10 protein-coding genes are annotated in these 16,029 nt (G+C 63.4%); 2 read left to right on the top strand and 8 right to left on the bottom strand.

The features are described from left to right. Positions 1 to 61: 61 nt before the first annotated feature. The gene (locus tag AC07XM_RS06370) at positions 62 to 2,848 is read left to right on the top strand and encodes a dermonecrotic toxin domain-containing protein (protein ID WP_102688922.1); all 2,787 of its coding nucleotides are present in this window, start codon (positions 62 to 64) and stop codon (positions 2,846 to 2,848) included. Positions 2,849 to 2,866: 18 nt separating this feature from the next. Here the strand turns inward: AC07XM_RS06370 and AC07XM_RS06365 are convergent, their stop codons facing one another. The 8 genes from AC07XM_RS06365 to glnE all read right to left on the bottom strand — a co-directional run bounded on the left by AC07XM_RS06365 (position 2,867) and on the right by glnE (position 12,987). Beyond that, a complete protein-coding gene (locus AC07XM_RS06365) occupies positions 2,867 to 4,309 on the bottom strand; it encodes a lipopolysaccharide kinase InaA family protein (protein ID WP_060518008.1) in 1,443 nt (480 codons plus the stop codon). After that, entirely contained in the window at positions 4,309 to 5,061 is a 753-nt protein-coding gene (locus tag AC07XM_RS06360; protein WP_016484560.1) for a lipopolysaccharide kinase InaA family protein, read from the bottom strand. The genes AC07XM_RS06365 and AC07XM_RS06360 overlap by 1 nt, the downstream gene beginning before the upstream one ends. Further along, the gene (locus AC07XM_RS06355; RefSeq protein WP_016484559.1) at positions 5,058 to 5,792 is read right to left on the bottom strand and encodes a lipopolysaccharide kinase InaA family protein; all 735 of its coding nucleotides are present in this window, start codon (positions 5,790 to 5,792) and stop codon (positions 5,058 to 5,060) included. The genes AC07XM_RS06360 and AC07XM_RS06355 overlap by 4 nt, the downstream gene beginning before the upstream one ends. Next, positions 5,792 to 6,598 (bottom strand): lipopolysaccharide core heptose(I) kinase RfaP, encoded by an 807-nt coding sequence (rfaP, locus tag AC07XM_RS06350; protein ID WP_102688921.1) that lies wholly within the window; start codon positions 6,596 to 6,598, stop codon positions 5,792 to 5,794. Before rfaP ends, AC07XM_RS06355 begins: the two co-directional genes overlap by 1 nt. Continuing rightward, positions 6,595 to 7,719, bottom strand: a complete 1,125-nt coding sequence (locus AC07XM_RS06345; RefSeq protein WP_016484557.1) for a glycosyltransferase family 4 protein — start codon at positions 7,717 to 7,719, stop codon at positions 6,595 to 6,597. The genes rfaP and AC07XM_RS06345 overlap by 4 nt, the downstream gene beginning before the upstream one ends. After that, complete coding sequence (gene waaC / locus AC07XM_RS06340) at positions 7,719 to 8,777, bottom strand: lipopolysaccharide heptosyltransferase I (RefSeq protein ID WP_016484556.1); 1,059 nt, start codon at positions 8,775 to 8,777, stop codon at positions 7,719 to 7,721. Before waaC ends, AC07XM_RS06345 begins: the two co-directional genes overlap by 1 nt. Beyond that, on the bottom strand, positions 8,778 to 9,827 hold the full coding sequence (gene waaF / locus AC07XM_RS06335) for a lipopolysaccharide heptosyltransferase II (protein ID WP_016484555.1): 1,050 nt from the start codon (positions 9,825 to 9,827) through the stop codon (positions 8,778 to 8,780). Between the two features lie 226 nt (positions 9,828 to 10,053). Further along, entirely contained in the window at positions 10,054 to 12,987 is a 2,934-nt protein-coding gene (glnE, locus tag AC07XM_RS06330) for a bifunctional [glutamate--ammonia ligase]-adenylyl-L-tyrosine phosphorylase/[glutamate--ammonia-ligase] adenylyltransferase (RefSeq protein ID WP_102688920.1), read from the bottom strand. A gap of 383 nt (positions 12,988 to 13,370) precedes the next feature. Between glnE and aceE the strand changes: the two genes are divergently transcribed. Further along, on the top strand, positions 13,371 to 16,016 hold the full coding sequence (gene aceE, locus AC07XM_RS06325) for a pyruvate dehydrogenase (acetyl-transferring), homodimeric type (protein ID WP_016484553.1): 2,646 nt from the start codon (positions 13,371 to 13,373) through the stop codon (positions 16,014 to 16,016). The last annotated feature ends 13 nt before the right edge of the window (positions 16,017 to 16,029 follow it).

Genomic DNA, 16,029 nt, shown 5'->3' with positions numbered 1-16,029 from the left:
ACCACCACGCAGTTGCGGGTATTGCCAAGCATGGGGTTTTCCTCAACCAAGGATCAGCCCCATGCGCCCCCTCGAACACCTGGAACAGATCGACCGACACATCGGTGACCTGCTCGACGGCCTCCCCACCATCGCCCTCAACCAACCCATCACCTCCGGCACGCGCACCTGGCTACACGGCGAGCTGGCCAGTTTCTGGGCCACAGCCGATGAACAGGGCAACACGCCCAGGCAGCAATTGCTGATACTGCGCAAGGCGCTGATGCTGGCCGAAATCGAATTGCGCGTGGCCGACCAGACCTTGAGCAACGGGCAAGCCGAACTCTTGCGCACCTGCCTGGAGAAGCCATTGCCCTCACAACGCAGGCACTTGCCTCTGGCCGAGCGGGCACAGGTGTACCGCGTACTGCTGGAAGACCGGCGGCCCAACTGGCGCAGCTACCTCCCAGGCACTCTGGTCATCGTTGCCAGTACCGTCGAGGGCCACATGCTCACGGCAGAAGACGCCGCAGGCAGCGCCTTGCTGTGCAGCCTGTCACAGGGTATCGAAGCATTCGATTCCCTTGCCGCACTGCACAAAGAGCTCTGCGAACGCCTGGAGGATCCGCTCCAGAGCCGGCCACTGCTGCACCTGTACCTTGAGGAACAGGCAGACCGCGCGCGCCGGTCGCATCGCCTGCGCTATGACTGGTATGCCGACAGCCTGCTGGAGGCTCAGGTCGACAGTGTGATCGAAGCCCAGCGCCAGCGGTTGAGTGATCCCGGGTTATGGAGCGTCGACATAACCGACCAGCACGCCCGGCTGAACAGGGCCATGGCGCTTCGGCACGAAGTCGGCGCCAAACCCATCCTGCAGACGCGCTATTCGCAACTGCTTGAAAAGAACCTGCCGAACTGGCTGCGCAATACCTCCGCGCAAGGCCTGAGCCATATCATGCAGACCATGCAGGAGCTGGTGGCAACTGCCGAGCGGGCTGCAGCCCCCGGCGTGCTTAGCCTCAACGACTTCAAGCAACGCAACAGCCTGCTGAGCTGGGCCAATGCACGCCTGCGCGAGCGCCTGAGCTACGACCTGGGGTACGACGCGGATCCGGGCGAGATTCAGGTGAGTATCGTCCGCGCCCGCCGTACCGGCGCTGTCATGCATCCCTTCGCCACCTCCTCCTACGTCACCTACGCCGGCATGCAGCGCGTGGGCGATGAGATGGTGGAAATGGTCGAGGAAAGCAACACGCTCGAACAGCTGGCGCTGAAGAACCTGCCATGGTTCGACACCGACTACTGGCTTACCGCGCGCATGGTCCATGCCCGAGGGTGTGCCATACCACCTGGCCTAACGGCGGAGTATGTGAAAAACATGATCCGGGAACTGAACGTGGGCGACAGCTACGCAATGTACCTGCATACCCAACTTATCGGTTCCAGAACCGGCAAGTGGCGCCAGGCCGCACACAGCCGGGTAAACCTGGCGCGCATGCGTGCAGAAGCAGTCAAGGCACGCTACGCCGGGCACTTCGGCGAAGACCCTTTCGAGCACGGTTACAACTGGGTGTGCGCCGTGCTGGATCAACCGCACAATACCTTGCGCGCCCCGGTGGCGGGCTACCCGGTCACGGTTCGACAATTGAACATCATGGGCCACACCCTGCAGGGTGTGCTGCTGCTCAACAGTACCCCCTACAAGTCCCAGGCATGCGTGTTGTATACGCCGGATGCACCGGACCGCAGGGCATGGCGCCGTTTTCGCACCACCCGCGAACTGCTTCGTACTGTGCGCCAGCAGCCCGGGCTGAAGGCGTACATTGCACAGCGCCTGCCATTGCTACCCGCAGCCACGGTGCAGCGCCTTCTGGACAAGGGGCGCCTGGGCACACATGTAAAAACCCCTGCAGTGAACGATGACCTGTTTTTTGTCTATTACCGGGCCGAGGTCCAGGCGCTGATCGCCCAGGCCGATGCCGACAGCATGACGACCCAGGAAGTGAATGCGCAAACGATCATCGCGCTGAGCTGGCGCCTGGTGGACTTCATCAGCCTGCTGCTGCCCAACCAAGCCCTGTTGGCATTGTCGATCGGCCGCATGGCCATCGACATCTGGGACGGCGTGCAGGCCTTCAAGCAGGAGGATGTGGAAGGGGTGATGCGCCACGCCTACAACGCCTTCAGCCACCTCAATGATGCAGCGATCAGTTATGTAGGCTCTGGCCTGCTGCGCCGTTCGCTGCGTGGCATGCCCAAGCAACCGCCATTGCCGTTGCCCGCGCGCTTCCAGGCGCAACCGGACAGCACCAACCTGCGCTATCGCATAGACGGCATCTACGGTGAAGGGGTATACGAACAGCCCACGGCCTTTGGCGGGCTGTCGCTGTACTTCGTCAAGGATAACGACAACCGCTACTACAAGGTCAGTTTCGACGGCTACCGCTGGCGGGCCATCGACCCTGACCAACCGGATGCCTACCTGCATCAGCCGCTCAAGCGCAGAGCCGACGGGCAATGGGTAATCGACTCATCGGTGCACTGGTACGACGGGCTGCCCGACCTGACGCAGCTGCTGCAGGACTGCTACCTGCAAGCGCCACTGGCGGGCACACCTTTGAACATCGAACAGGGGCTCTACCAGGCTGAAGATCAACTGTACCTGGCGCTCATGGGCGGGCAGTTACCTTTACGCCGCCACTTGCTGCCAGACCGTTACCACTTGCAGATGGCAGCCGCCAGCAGCGCTGGCGCGGCGCCGTGGGCGGTATTGCGCCACGAGAATGGCCAGTGGCTGATACGCGTTCGCCAGGCGGGGCGCAGCAGCGACTGGCTGGCATTGCCAGATCAGCCACTGCCAGCCCGCTGACTGCCCGCATCGACAGCCTTAATCGCCCAGCTTGGGCAATAACCGGTCCAGCCGCTGGTACAAGGCACTGCCACTCGGCCAGTTTCGCAACAGCCGCGCCCGATCCCGGGCGTAGGCCGGGGCGAAGCTGAGCTGGGTCGCGTGCTGGCACATGGCATCGAGGTCAATCAGCGACCACCGGCCATTGTCCCAGAACAGGTTATGGCCCTTGAAGTCGCCATGGCTGATGCGCTCGCGAATCAGCTGCTGCATCACATGCACCAGCGCATCCACCTGTTCCTCGGGCGCATCGCCATTTTCGACGTAGGGCGCAAAGCATGCCGTCAGGTCCGGGCCATCGACATACTCGGTGACCAGATAGGCACGGCTGCGCAGCCCCATGACCCGTTGCTCCAGCACCGCCAAAGGCTTGGGCGTAGCGATGTCGAGGAACTCCAGGCGGTGGCCTTCGATCCACGAATGCCAGGCACGGCTCGGGCGCCAGAAGCGCTTGAACCAGTGCGCGGTGTTCTTGATGTTGTAGCGTTTGAGCACAAGCTTGCGACCGTTCACCTCGATGCGCGCCACACTGGCGGCGCCACCGGTCTTGTACAGGTGGCCCCTGTCGATCAGTGCATCGGCCTGCTCCAGTACCGGCTGCATGGCCTCGACCTCACTGCGACGGATCGCCTGCAACCCCGAGAGTGTGCGCTGGACACTGAACAGGCTGCATTCGCGGCCCGCTTTGTCCAGGTAGTCCTTCTGGCGCCAGTTGCGCACCTTGTCCACCTGCTTTTGCAGGGCTTCCAGTGGCAACGCATGTTCGGCGTTGGCCAGCAGGTAGTGGACCAGCAGCTCTTCGATGAAAGGTTCCAGGCGCTTGGGCAGCTGGGCAAAGAATACGCCGAGGTTTTCCAGTACACGTGGGCGCGACAGCTGCTGGCCTGGCGTTTCAGCCTTGATACCGGCGCCATCGATCAGGTACAGCTTGCCGCCATGGCGCAGCAGGTTGTCCAGGTGCAGGTCTTCCTGCCAAAGGCCCTGAGCGTGCATGTGCGCGACAGCCGTGAGCGCTTCGCCCAGCACCAGGTGTTGTTCGTCGGCCAGCACCGGCAGGCTTTCCACCGCCGCCCAGGCATCGGCCAGGCTCTCAGCGCCGTCGAGGAATTCGAAGAGCAGCCAGCCGCCCTCGCCTTCCTTGAGGCCGTCGGCCAGCAGCTTCGGTGTGGTCAGGCCATGTTCGGCCAGCAATTTCACACCTTGCAGTTCGCGCTGGAAATGCCGGGCGGCGTTGCCGCCCACCAGCAGCTTGGCCAGCACCGGGATACCGCGCCACACACCAGCGCCCACATAGCGCTGCCCGGGCAGGACGCGCAGCAGGCTGAGCAGTTGCAGTTCGGCGCTGCCGGCGGCGTCCGCCAGGGTGATGCTCAGGGGCAACGACGGGCTGCGCCCGGCGTCCTTCAGTTCAGACAAACGCATCAGCGGGCCTCTTTTTCACGACGCCGTTGCGTCAGGCGTTGCAGCCAGGTATCGACCAGCGTGCTGTCAGCCGGCTGCGCCAGGTAAGTCGCCAGCATCGTGCGCACATCAGCCTCGCTCCAGGCGCGGGCGCGACGCAGCAGCGGCTCCAGGTCCTTGAGGCGGTCACGCATGCCAAACAGCAATGGCCGGGTCTTCTCCAGGTCGATCAGTTGTGCATCCCAGCCTTCTCGTCGCTGGCGCAGGAAAATGTGCTTGGGATAGAAGCAGCCATGCACCTGGCCGGCGCTGTGCAGGGTACGCGCCAGTTGGCCGCACGCCTGCAGGATGCCATTGCGTTCGGCATCGCCCAGCTGTGGCCAGTGGGCCAACAGGCTGTCGAGATCGGCCCACTCGTCCAGCGCGCGGGTCATCAGGATGGCGCGGTGCTTGCCGCCTTGCTTGCGCTCGCCATAGAACACCGCCTGCAAGGCCGGAATGTGCAGCTTCTGATAGCGGCTGATGTTGCGAAACTCGCGGGCAAAAGTGGGCTCGCCAAACGGCCGGTGCAGGGTGCGCGTCAGGTAGTCGCTCTGGCGCTTGAGGTAGTACCCCTTGCCTTCGAGTTCCAGGCGGAACACGCTGCTCCAGCCACCACGGCCGGTGTTGGGTTCATCCACCGCCTCCAGTTGCAGCGCCCACAGCGCCTCGAAGTCGTCCAGGCCATGGCGTTTGAGCAGCGCGAGGTCCGCGCTGGCCAGGTAATCGGTCATTCCCTTCCCTCGAAAAAGCCCAGCACCTGGCGAATGCGCTTTTTGTCGCGCACATTCAGCCGGTCGCGGCCACGGTATTGCAGATAGAAACGCAGGCGCTGGGTGGCCGACAGGTGGTATTTGGCCACCTTGTCCAGGCACGCCAGGTCCTTGATCATCCGGTGCCGCCACATGAAGCCGCGCCAGAAGTCGCCGGTGGGGCAATCGATGAAGAATAGCGTGCCCTGGTCGTCGACCAGCAGGTTGCGCCACTTCAGGTCATTATGGGCAAAGCGGTGCTCGTGCATGACCCGGGTGTGGCGCGCCAGCTGACGACTGAGATGGTCGACCCAGGCCCGGTCGGCCAGGCGTGTATCGTTGCGTTCGGCCAGCGCAGACAAGTCTTCGGTGTTCGGCAGCTCGCGGGTGATCATAGCCCCGCGCCCAAAGGCCAGGCCGTTGCGTTCCAGGCCCCAGGCCACCACTTCGGCAGTAGGGATACCCCACTTGGCGAACAGCTTGAGGTTCTGCCATTCGGCTTTGATGCGCGGCCGCCCCAGGTAGCGGCGCATGTGCTTGCCAGCCCCGGTGTAGCGCTTGACGTAGTAATTGACCCCGTCACGCTCGATGCGCACCACTTCGCTGAGCGGGTCGCGGGTCAGGCGCTCGCCTTGCAGGGCAAATACCGCATCGAGGCTGCCAAAGTCCGCCGCCAGGTGTTCGTAGCCTGGCGCCAGTGTCCAACCCGCCATCAGAGCGCGTCCCCATAGCGTTGTTTGCGATCGTAGAGTTTCTGCGCCTTGCACTCCAGCCAGGCGAGCAACCGGGCCTCGTCTTTGAGCACTTGCCGCAGCGGGCGATGGAAGTACCCCTGCAAAAAGCGCAGCTTGTCGCGCCGGGTGAGGCCGATGTCCAGCGCTGAGAAGTACAGCGCGGCCAGGTCCTTGTCGCGCCAGCGGCGGCTGATTGTCGCCCGGGTCTGGGCGCGGTGCAGGTCAATGACCGACAGTTTGAAGTCATCCGCCGTCACCGGGCGGTCGGTGTGCAGCAGGAAATGGCAGATGTAGCAATCGCGGTGGTTGACGCCGGCACGGTGCATGCCGCCGGTCATTTTTGACACTTCGGCGATCAGCGCACGCTTCAGACGCGGTTCGGGCGGCTGCTTGAGCCAGTCGATACTGAAGTCTTCCAGGCTGATGGTCGGCGCCAGCTCTTGGGTGATGATGAACGAGTGCTGCGTGGCCGGATTACTGCCACGCTCGCCATAGGCGACTGCGGTCATGGTCGGCACGCCCACCTCGTGCAGGCGCTGGATAGCCCGCCATTCCTGGCCGGCACCCAGCACCGGCAGCTTGGCGGTGAGCAGGTTTTTGAAGATCTCGCTCCATCCGATGCCGCGGTGGATCTTGACGAAAAAGCCCTCGCCAGCCACTTCGGTACGCAGTGTGCGCCGCCCTTCCAGCTCGCGATAGACCTCACCTTGCAGCGCCTCTACAGCATCGAAGGCATCACGCCCGGCCCACAGGCGCTTGAACGGTTCGGCCAGTATCAGCTTCATGCGGTTTTCTGCCCCAGGATCACGTCGGCAGCATGCTGCGGCATGCTGTACAGATCGGCGGTTTCAGCAAACGCCAGGCCGTTGCGCGACCAGCTGGCGCGGGCCTGCGGGTCTTCCAGCATGCGTTGCAGGTAGCCGTTGAGCTGTTCCTGTTCGAATGGCTCGTCCAGCACCAGGCCACAGTCGGCCTCGGCAATGTAATGGGCGTAGCCGCACACCTTGGACACCAGCACCGGAAGGCCAGCCACCAGCGCTTCAAGCAGCACCGTGCCGGTGTTCTCGTTGTACGCCGGGTGAATCAGCAGGTCGGCACCCAGCAGGAAACGCGGGATGTCGCTGCGGCCCTTGAGGAACTGCACCTGCTCACCCAGCCCCAGGGTGGCGCTCTGCAACTGGAACACCTTGGGGTCGTCCTGGCCGATCACCATCAGCTTCGTGCGCTTGCGCAGGGCCGATGGCAGCGCGGCCAGCGCCTTGAGGCTGCGGTCCACACCCTTGGTCTTGAAGCCCGAGCCAATCTGTACCAGCAACAGGTCGTCATCGCCCAAGTCGAATTCCTTGCGGAATTCGGCACGGATCTCGGCCGCATTGGCCGGCGCGCGGCGATCCTGGGAAATACCCGGTGGCAGCAGGTGGAAGCGCTCCACCGGGGTGCCGTAATGCTTGATGAACAGCGGCTGCTGCACCTCGGAAATCATCAGCACTTCGGTGTGGGCGTCCTTGGCGAACACCGCACGCTCGTACTCGGCAAAGTGCCGGTAGCGGCCCCAGCGGCGGTACAGCCCACCGCGCAGGGTCTGCGCCTTGTCTTCGAAGCAGCCGTCGGCGGCGTAGTACACGTCCAGCCCCGGCATCTTGTTGAAGCCGATCAGGCGGTCGACCGGGCGCTTGGCCAGGTCGGCGGCCATCCAGGCGCTGAGCTTCTCGTTGCGACGGTGGTTGAAAATGGCCTTGACCGGCGCCACCAGCACCTCGAAGCCAGGCGGAATGTCACCCTCCCAGATCAGCGTGTACACACGGATCTGGTGGCCCCGCTTCTGGCATTCCAGGGCAATGCGCATGAAATCGCGCTGCAGCCCGCCGAAGGGGAAATATTTGTAAAGCACGAAAGCCAGTTGCATCAACGGACATCCTCAGCCAGCAGCAACGCGCTCAAGCGGCCCGCCACATGCTCGGGATTCAGGCGAGTGAAGCACAGCGGCCACTCGCGTTTCAGATCGAACCGGCGCAGGTCGTCGGCGCTCGGTTTATAGGTGCACTTCTTCTGCAGGCAGGGAGCGCAAGGCCAGTCACTGGCCTGGTGAATCTGGGTCCGTCCGTAGGCACCGGTCAGGCCCGGGTTGGTCGGGCCGAACAGCGAAATGGTCGGCACATCGAGTGCCGCAGCCAGGTGGCCAAGGCCGGTATCGACCGCCACACAGGCTTTTGCCGCCGCCAATACACGGGCAACCCCGGCAAGGTTCAATTTGGGGAGCACCTGGCAGTTGTTCAAGCCCTGTGCAATGCGCTCGGCCCGCGCCTTCTCGGCGGCGTTGCCCCAAGGCAGGCGCACTTCCAGCTTGCGCCGACCCATGCGCTCGGCCAGCTCGCGCCAGTAGGCTTCGGGCCAATGCTTGGTCGCCCAGGTGGTGCCATGCAAAAACACCACGTAAGGCGCTGCTGGCGGCAGCTGCAGGCGCTCCAGGTCCAGCCCGTAATCGCCTATGCCCTCTGGCAAGTCGTAGGCCAGGGCCATGGCAAACAGCTGGCGCACCCGCTCCACCGCGTGCTGGCCGGTGGCAACCGACAGGCGCCGGTCATAGAAGCGGCTGGCCCAGCCTTCGCGGGCCGAGTAGCGGTCCAGGCCGGCGACCGGGGCCTTCACGTAGCGGGTGAGCCAAGCCGACTTGACCAAGCCCTGGGCGTCAATCACCAGGTCGTACTTGCGCTCGCGCACACGCTGTTTGAACGCCTTCCACTCGCCACTCTTGAGGGTCTGCCAAAGATTCTTGCGCCAGCGGCGGATGGCCACCGGTATAACCTGGTCGACCGCAGGGTGCCAGCCGGGGATTTCAGCGAAGCCTTCCTCCACCACCCAGTCGAAACGGATGCCCGGGATGGCATGGGCGGCATCGGTGAGCGCCGGCAGGGTGTGGATCACATCACCCAACGACGAAGTCTTGATGATCAGTACCCGCACTTAGTCGACCTCGGCCACGGTATCGATCAGGTCCGGCCCGCTCAGGCTGTGCAGGGCGGCGATGACTTTGCCCGGGTCCAGCAGGCGCAGGCAGTTGTAGTGGCCGAAACGGCAGGTACGGTCGAAGCATGGGCTGCACTCGATACCGGTACGCACCACCTCCACCTGGTCGGCCAGCGGCGGAGTAAAGCCGGGCGATGTGGAGCCGTACACCGCCACCAGCGGGCGGTTCAGTGCGGCGGCCACGTGCATCAGGCCGGAGTCGTTGGACACCACGGCATGGGCACAGGACATCAGGTCGATGGCCTCGGCCAGCGAGGTCTCACCGGCCAGGTTGGAGGATTCTTCGCGCAATCCCGGGATCAGCCGGTCACGGATCTGCTCGCCGACCGGGTGGTCGTTCTTCGAGCCGAACAGCCATACCTGCCAGCCCTGGCGGATCATCGCATCGGCCACGGCCGCGTAATGCTCGACTGGCCAACGCTTGGCCTCGCCGAACTCGGCGCCAGGGCACAGCGCCAGTACCGGGCGGTCCAGCTCCAGGCCGAACTTGGCCAGCGCAGCCTCGCGGCTTTGCGCTTCGATCTGCAGGCTGGGGCGCGGGTACGGCTGCGGCAGCTCGGCGCCGGGCGCGTACGCCAAGGCCATGAAGCGTTCGATCATCAGCGGGTAGCGGGCCTTGTCCAGCTTGCGCACATCGTTCAGCAGGCCGAAGCGCATTTCGCCGCGCCAGCCGGTGCGCTTGGGGATGCCAGCGAAGAACGGCACCAATGCCGACTTCATCGAGTTGGGCAGCAGGATGGCCTGGTCGTACTGGCCGACCAGGGATTTGCCGATGCGCCTGCGCGTGGCCAGTTCCAGCGCGCCGTGGCCGAGCGGGAAGCTCAAGGCCTGACGGACTTCGGGCATACGCTCCAGGATCGGCCGGCTCCACTCGGGGGCCAGCACGTCGATCACGCAGTCGGGGTGCTGCTGTTTCAGGCACTGGAACAAGGTCTGCGCCATCACCATGTCGCCGACCCAGCTGGGGCCAATGATCAGTATTCTCATGCTTAGTCCAGAAACGCTCGGGGAGGCTACAGGCTGCGGTACAGCCTGGCCTCCCCTCTTTATATTCAGGCTATGTGGCGGACAGTGTACCACCGGTGGTGAGGCATGAGCCTTCAGGGCTGCTTTGCAGCCCATTCGCGGCACAAGGCCGCTCCTACAGGAGATCGCATTCCCATGTGGGAGCGGCCTTGTGCCGCGAATGGGCCGCAAAGCGGCCCCAACAATCTCAAGTCAACCCCAGTTCACCCCAGATCCGCCGCACTTCACGGCGTTCATCGGCAAACTGCGTCGCATCGATCACCCCGGCCTGCTTCTGCAGGGCCTGGCGGTGCGAGGCCGAGCGGAACGCCTTGTACACTTCACGCAACAGCACCGCGTCACTGGCCGGCATCAGGTTCGCCTGCTCCAGCTCTTCCAGAATGCGGATGTTATCGGTCCATCGGAGTATGGCCGGATGGTCATGAGACCAGGCCAAAGCGGCGTATTGCACCATAAATTCGATATCGACGATACCGCCGGCATCCTGCTTGATATCGAAGGGCACACCGGCCTCGAAGGCGTTGGCCGCAGTACCGGCAGCCGTGGCCTTGGTACCGAGGTTGCCGCGCATCTTGGCGCGCATTTCACTCACTTCGGTGCGCAGTTTTTCCAGGTCGCGCGCCTGGCCCAGTACCTTGGCGCGCACGCCTTCGAACGCCGCGCCCACCTGTTTGCAACCCACCAGTACGCGGGCCCGCACCAGGGCCTGATGCTCCCAGGTCCAGGCTTCGTTCTGCTGATAGCGCTCGAAGGCGCCCAGCGAACTGACCAGCAGGCCGGCAGCACCGGACGGGCGCAGGCGCATGTCCACATCGTACAGCTGGCCCGAGTTGGTCTGGGTGGTCAGCAGGTGAATGATGCGCTGGCCCAGGCGGGTGAAGAACTGGGCACTGTCGATGGGCTTGGTGCCGTCGGTTTCCGCCTGCGGGTCGCCGTCGTGGATGAACACCAGGTCCAGGTCCGAGCCGTGGCCCAGCTCCAGGCCGCCGACCTTGCCGTAACCAATGATGATGAACCCTGGGTCGCACAGGCTGCCGTCGCTGCGCTTGGGCTGGCCGTGGCGGGCCACGGTCTGGCGCCAGGCCAGGGCGAGCACCTGGTCGAGGATGGCCTCGGCCAGCCAGGTCAGGTAGTCGCTGACTTTCATCAACGGCAGGTTGCCGCTTATTTCCGAAGCAGCCACACGCAGGCTGTGCGCCAGCTTGAAGTGGCGCAGCGCTTCCATCTGCTGCTCCAGGTCGTCCTCGGGGATGCGCGTCAGGCGTTCGCGCAACTCGCTGGCCAGCTCCGGGGCCAGTGGCGGGCTGAACAAGCGGCCTTCATTGAGCAGCTCGTCGAGCAACAGCGGGTACAGCGCAATTTGCTCGGCAATCCACGGGCTGGCAGCGCACAACGTCAGCAGACGGCGCAAAGCGCCGGGGTTTTCGGTCAGCAGTACCAGGTAGGCAGACCGCCGCGCCACCGCCTCGACCAGCGGCAACACACGCTCAAGCACCAGGTCAGGATTGTCATGCTCCACCGCCTGGGCCAGCAGCCGTGGGATGAAGGCATCCAGGCGCTCACGGCCGATACGCTGCATCGAGCGCAGCTGCGGGCTGGAGCGCAGGCCGGCCAGACGCCGCAGGGCTTCGACGGGCTGCTTGAACCCGGCCTCTTCCAACTGCCGGCCAGCGGCTTCCTCGTCCTGCGCCTGCTCCCATAGCGGCGACCATTCGCCCCCCACCACCAGTTCGCCCTCACCGTCTTCGTCATCCGGGTCGGCGATCACCTGGCGGAAGTGCCAGTCGATACGGCCACGCCAGTACATCAGCTGGTCGTGGAAGCTGTGCCAGTCGGCAAAGCCGAGCATATAAGCCACCCGCGCCTGGTCCGTTTCGCCTTCAGGCAACATTTGCGTCTGCCGGTCGGCGATGGCCTGGATGGCGTGCTCGGTATAACGCAGGAACTCATACCCCTCGCGCAGCTCGGCCACCACCGCCGGCGGCAGGTAACCCTGCCCCTCGAGGGTGGCCAGCACCTTGAGCAACGGCCGTTGCTGCAGGCTGAGGTCGCGCCCGCCGTGGATCAGCTGGAAGGCCTGGGCGATAAACTCCACTTCGCGGATGCCGCCGGCACCCAGCTTGATGTTGTCGGCCATGCCCTTGCGCCGCACCTCCTGCTGAATCAGCTGCTTCATGGTGCGCAGCGCTTCGATTGCGGAAAAATCCAGGTACCGGCGGTACACGAACGGCCGCAGCATTTCCTGCAACTGCGCGCCGGCCGCCTGGTCGCCCGCCACCACCCGTGCCTTGATCATCGCGTAGCGTTCCCAGTCACGGCCCTGGTCCTGGTAGTACTGCTCCAGGGCATTGAAGCTGAGCACCAGTGCGCCGGCCGAGCCATAGGGGCGCAGACGCATGTCGACGCGGAACACGAAGCCGTCGACGGTCACCGGGTCCAGCGCCTTGATCAGCCGCTGGCCAAGGCGGGTGAAGAACTCCTGGTTTTCCAGCGAGCGCTTTACCCCTTTGGTTTCACCGCCTTCGGGGAAACCGAAGATCAGGTCGATGTCCGACGACAGGTTAAGCTCCACCGCCCCCAGCTTGCCCATGCCCAGCACCACCATGTGCTGCGGCTGGCCGCTGCGGTTGCCGATGGGGGTGCCGAACTGCTGGCAATGGCGCGGGTACAACCATTGGTAGGCTTCGTCGATGGCGGCATCGGCAAGGTCAGACAGGTCGCGGCAGGTTTCGCCAAGCGCCGCCTGGCGGGTGATGTCGCGCCAGATGATGCGCAGCTGCTGGCGGTTGCGCGCGCGGCGCAGGTTACGCGCCAGCTCGTCGTCGCTTTGCGCAGCCTGGGCAGCCGCCGCGATTTGCCCGCGCAGTTGCCCCGGCGCATAACCCCGCTCCAGCTCGCCACTGGCCAGCAGATCGAAGAGCATGGCTGGCTCGCGCTGGGCCAGGCCCAGAACAAAGTCGCTGGCGGCAGCAACCTGATCGAATTGTTGCCGGTGCACCGTGCTCCAGGCGTTCAGGTCGAGGTCAGGGTGAGCGGCCACTGCATCGCTCAGGAATTGCTGGTTGCGAGCGACCAGTGGCTGGAGGGTGGCGGGCAGATCGGACGGCAAAGGCAGGCGCATGGTCTATCCTTGATCGGCGTGAAATAGAAGGGAAAAAGCGGCCAAGGGGAAGCCGGACCACGGTTGGACTGTCGTACAAAAGTTGGAAATAGCTGAAAAAAACGAAAACTTGGCAACAAACATCAAGAAGTACCCGTTCGCATCACAATGCCAACCACCATGAACGTTTTTCCTCACAAGCCAAGGTGCGACCAAACGTCGCAGAAATGTAGTTTTACTACTACTCATGTCGTGCAAAAGCATGAAATGCGCAAGCAAATGTAGTAAAACTACACGGCGCCGGATGACACCCCGGTAATCCAAGAATTCACGACGTCTGCCCATAAGGCCAGTCGCAATCTCAGGCAATCGATTCTGGTTGCCTTTCCGCCCTGGAGCAAGCCATGCAAGACCTCGATCCAATCGAAACCCAGGAATGGCTGGATGCCCTGGAGTCGGTCCTCGACAAAGAAGGCGAAGACCGCGCTCATTACCTGATGACCCGTATGGGCGAGCTGGCCACCCGCAGTGGCTCCCAGCTGCCGTATGCGATCACCACGCCATACCGCAACACCATCCCTGTCACCCACGAAGCACGCATGCCTGGCGACCTGTTCATGGAACGCCGCATTCGCTCGATGGTGCGTTGGAACGCCTTGGCCATGGTCATGCGCACCAACCTGAAAGACTCGGACCTGGGCGGACACATCTCCAGCTTCGCCTCCAGCGCCACCCTGTACGACATCGGTTTCAACTACTTCTTCCAGGCCCCGACCGAAGAACACGGTGGCGACCTGATCTTCTTCCAGGGCCACGCTTCGCCGGGCGTCTACGCTCGCGCCTTCATGGAAGGCCGCATCAACGAAGACCAGATGAACAACTTCCGTCAGGAAGTCGACGGCAACGGTCTGTCTTCGTACCCGCACCCATGGCTGATGCCTGACTTCTGGCAGTTCCCGACCGTATCGATGGGTCTGGGCCCGATCCAGGCTATCTACCAGGCGCGCTTCATGAAGTACCTGGAAGCCCGTGGTTTCATCCCGGCCGGCAAGCAGAAGGTCTGGTGCTTCATGGGTGACGGCGAGTGCGACGAGCCGGAATCCCTGGGCGCAATCGCCCTGGCCGGCCGCGAGAAACTGGACAACCTGATCTTTGTCATCAACTGCAACCTGCAGCGCCTCGACGGCCCGGTTCGTGGCAACGGCAAGATCATCCAGGAACTCGAAGGCGTGTTCCGTGGCGGCGGCTGGAACGTCAACAAAGTGGTCTGGGGCCGTTTCTGGGACCCACTGCTGGCCAAGGACACCAACGGTGCCCTGCAGCGCCGCATGGACGAAGTCATCGACGGCGAGTACCAGAACTACAAAGCCAAAGATGGCGCGTACGTTCGTGAGAACTTCTTCAACACCCCAGAGCTCAAGGCCATGGTCGAAGACCTGTCCGACGACGAGATCTGGAAGCTCAACCGTGGCGGCCACGACCCGTACAAGGTCTACGCGGCGTACCACCAGGCTGTGAACCACAAAGAGCAGCCGACCGTCATCCTGGCCAAGACCATCAAGGGTTACGGCACCGGTGCTGGCGAAGCCAAGAACACTGCGCACAACACCAAAAAGGTCGACGTTGAGAGCCTGCGTCACTTCCGTGACCGCTTCGACATCCCGGTCAAGGATGCCGACCTTGAGAACCTGCCGTTCTTCAAGCCGGAAGAAGGTTCTGCCGAAGCCAAGTACCTGGCCGAGCGCCGCGCAGCCTTGGGTGGCTTCGTACCACAGCGCCGTGCCAAGAGCTTCAGCGTACCGACCCCATCCCTGGAAACGCTGAAAGCGATCCTGGACGGCTCGGGCGACCGCGAAATCTCCACCACCATGGCCTTCGTGCGTATTCTGGCGCAGCTGGTCAAGGACAAGGAAATCGGCCAGCGCATCGTGCCGATCATCCCGGACGAAGCCCGTACCTTCGGTATGGAAGGCATGTTCCGCCAGTTGGGCATCTACTCGTCGGTCGGCCAGCTCTACGAGCCAGTCGATAAAGACCAGGTGATGTTCTACCGCGAAGACAAGAAGGGCCAGATTCTCGAGGAAGGCATCAACGAAGCCGGCGCCATGTCGTCGTTCATCGCTGCCGGTACCTCGTACAGCTGCCACAACCAGCCGATGCTGCCGTTCTACATCTTCTATTCGATGTTCGGCTTCCAGCGCATTGGCGACCTGGCCTGGGCCGCTGGCGACAGCCGCACCCGTGGCTTCCTGATCGGCGGTACCGCCGGCCGTACCACCCTGAACGGTGAAGGCCTGCAGCACGAAGACGGTCATAGCCACATGATGGCGGGTACCATCCCGAACTGCCGCACCTACGATCCGACCTACGGCTATGAGCTGGCGGTGATCATCCAGGACGGCATGAAGAAGATGACCGAAGAGCAGCAGGACATCTTCTACTACATCACCGTGATGAACGAATCCTACCAGCAGCCAGCCATGCCGGCCGGTGTCGAGGAAGGCATCATCAAGGGTATGTACCTGCTGGAAGAAGACACCCGCGAAGCCGCGCACCACGTACAGCTGATGGGCTCCGGCACCATCCTGCGCGAAGTCCGCGAAGCGGCGAAGATCCTGCGTGAAGAGTTCAACGTCGGTGCCGACGTGTGGAGCGTCACCAGCTTCAACGAACTGCGTCGCGACGGCCTGGCCGTAGAGCGCGCCAACCGCCTGAAGCCTGGCCAGAAGCCACAGCAGACCTACGTCGAGCAGTGCCTGAACGGTCGCAAAGGCCCGGTCATCGCCTCCACCGACTACATGAAGCTGTTCGCCGAGCAGATTCGCCAGTGGGTGCCGAGCAAAGAGTTCAAGGTCCTGGGTACCGACGGTTACGGTCGCAGCGACAGCCGCAAGAAGCTGCGTCACTTCTTTGAAGTCGACCGCCACTTCGTGGTACTGGCTGCCCTGGAAGCCCTGGCTGACCGTGGCGAGATCGAACCCAAGGTTGTGGCTGACGCCATCGTCAAGTTCGGCATCGACCCGGACAAGCGCAACCCACTGGACTGCTGAGGAGTATTTTTAA

It is taken from the genome of Pseudomonas sp. GW460-LB5 (assembly GCF_059423245.1).
This window is presented reverse-complemented; position numbering and strand designations above follow the sequence as displayed.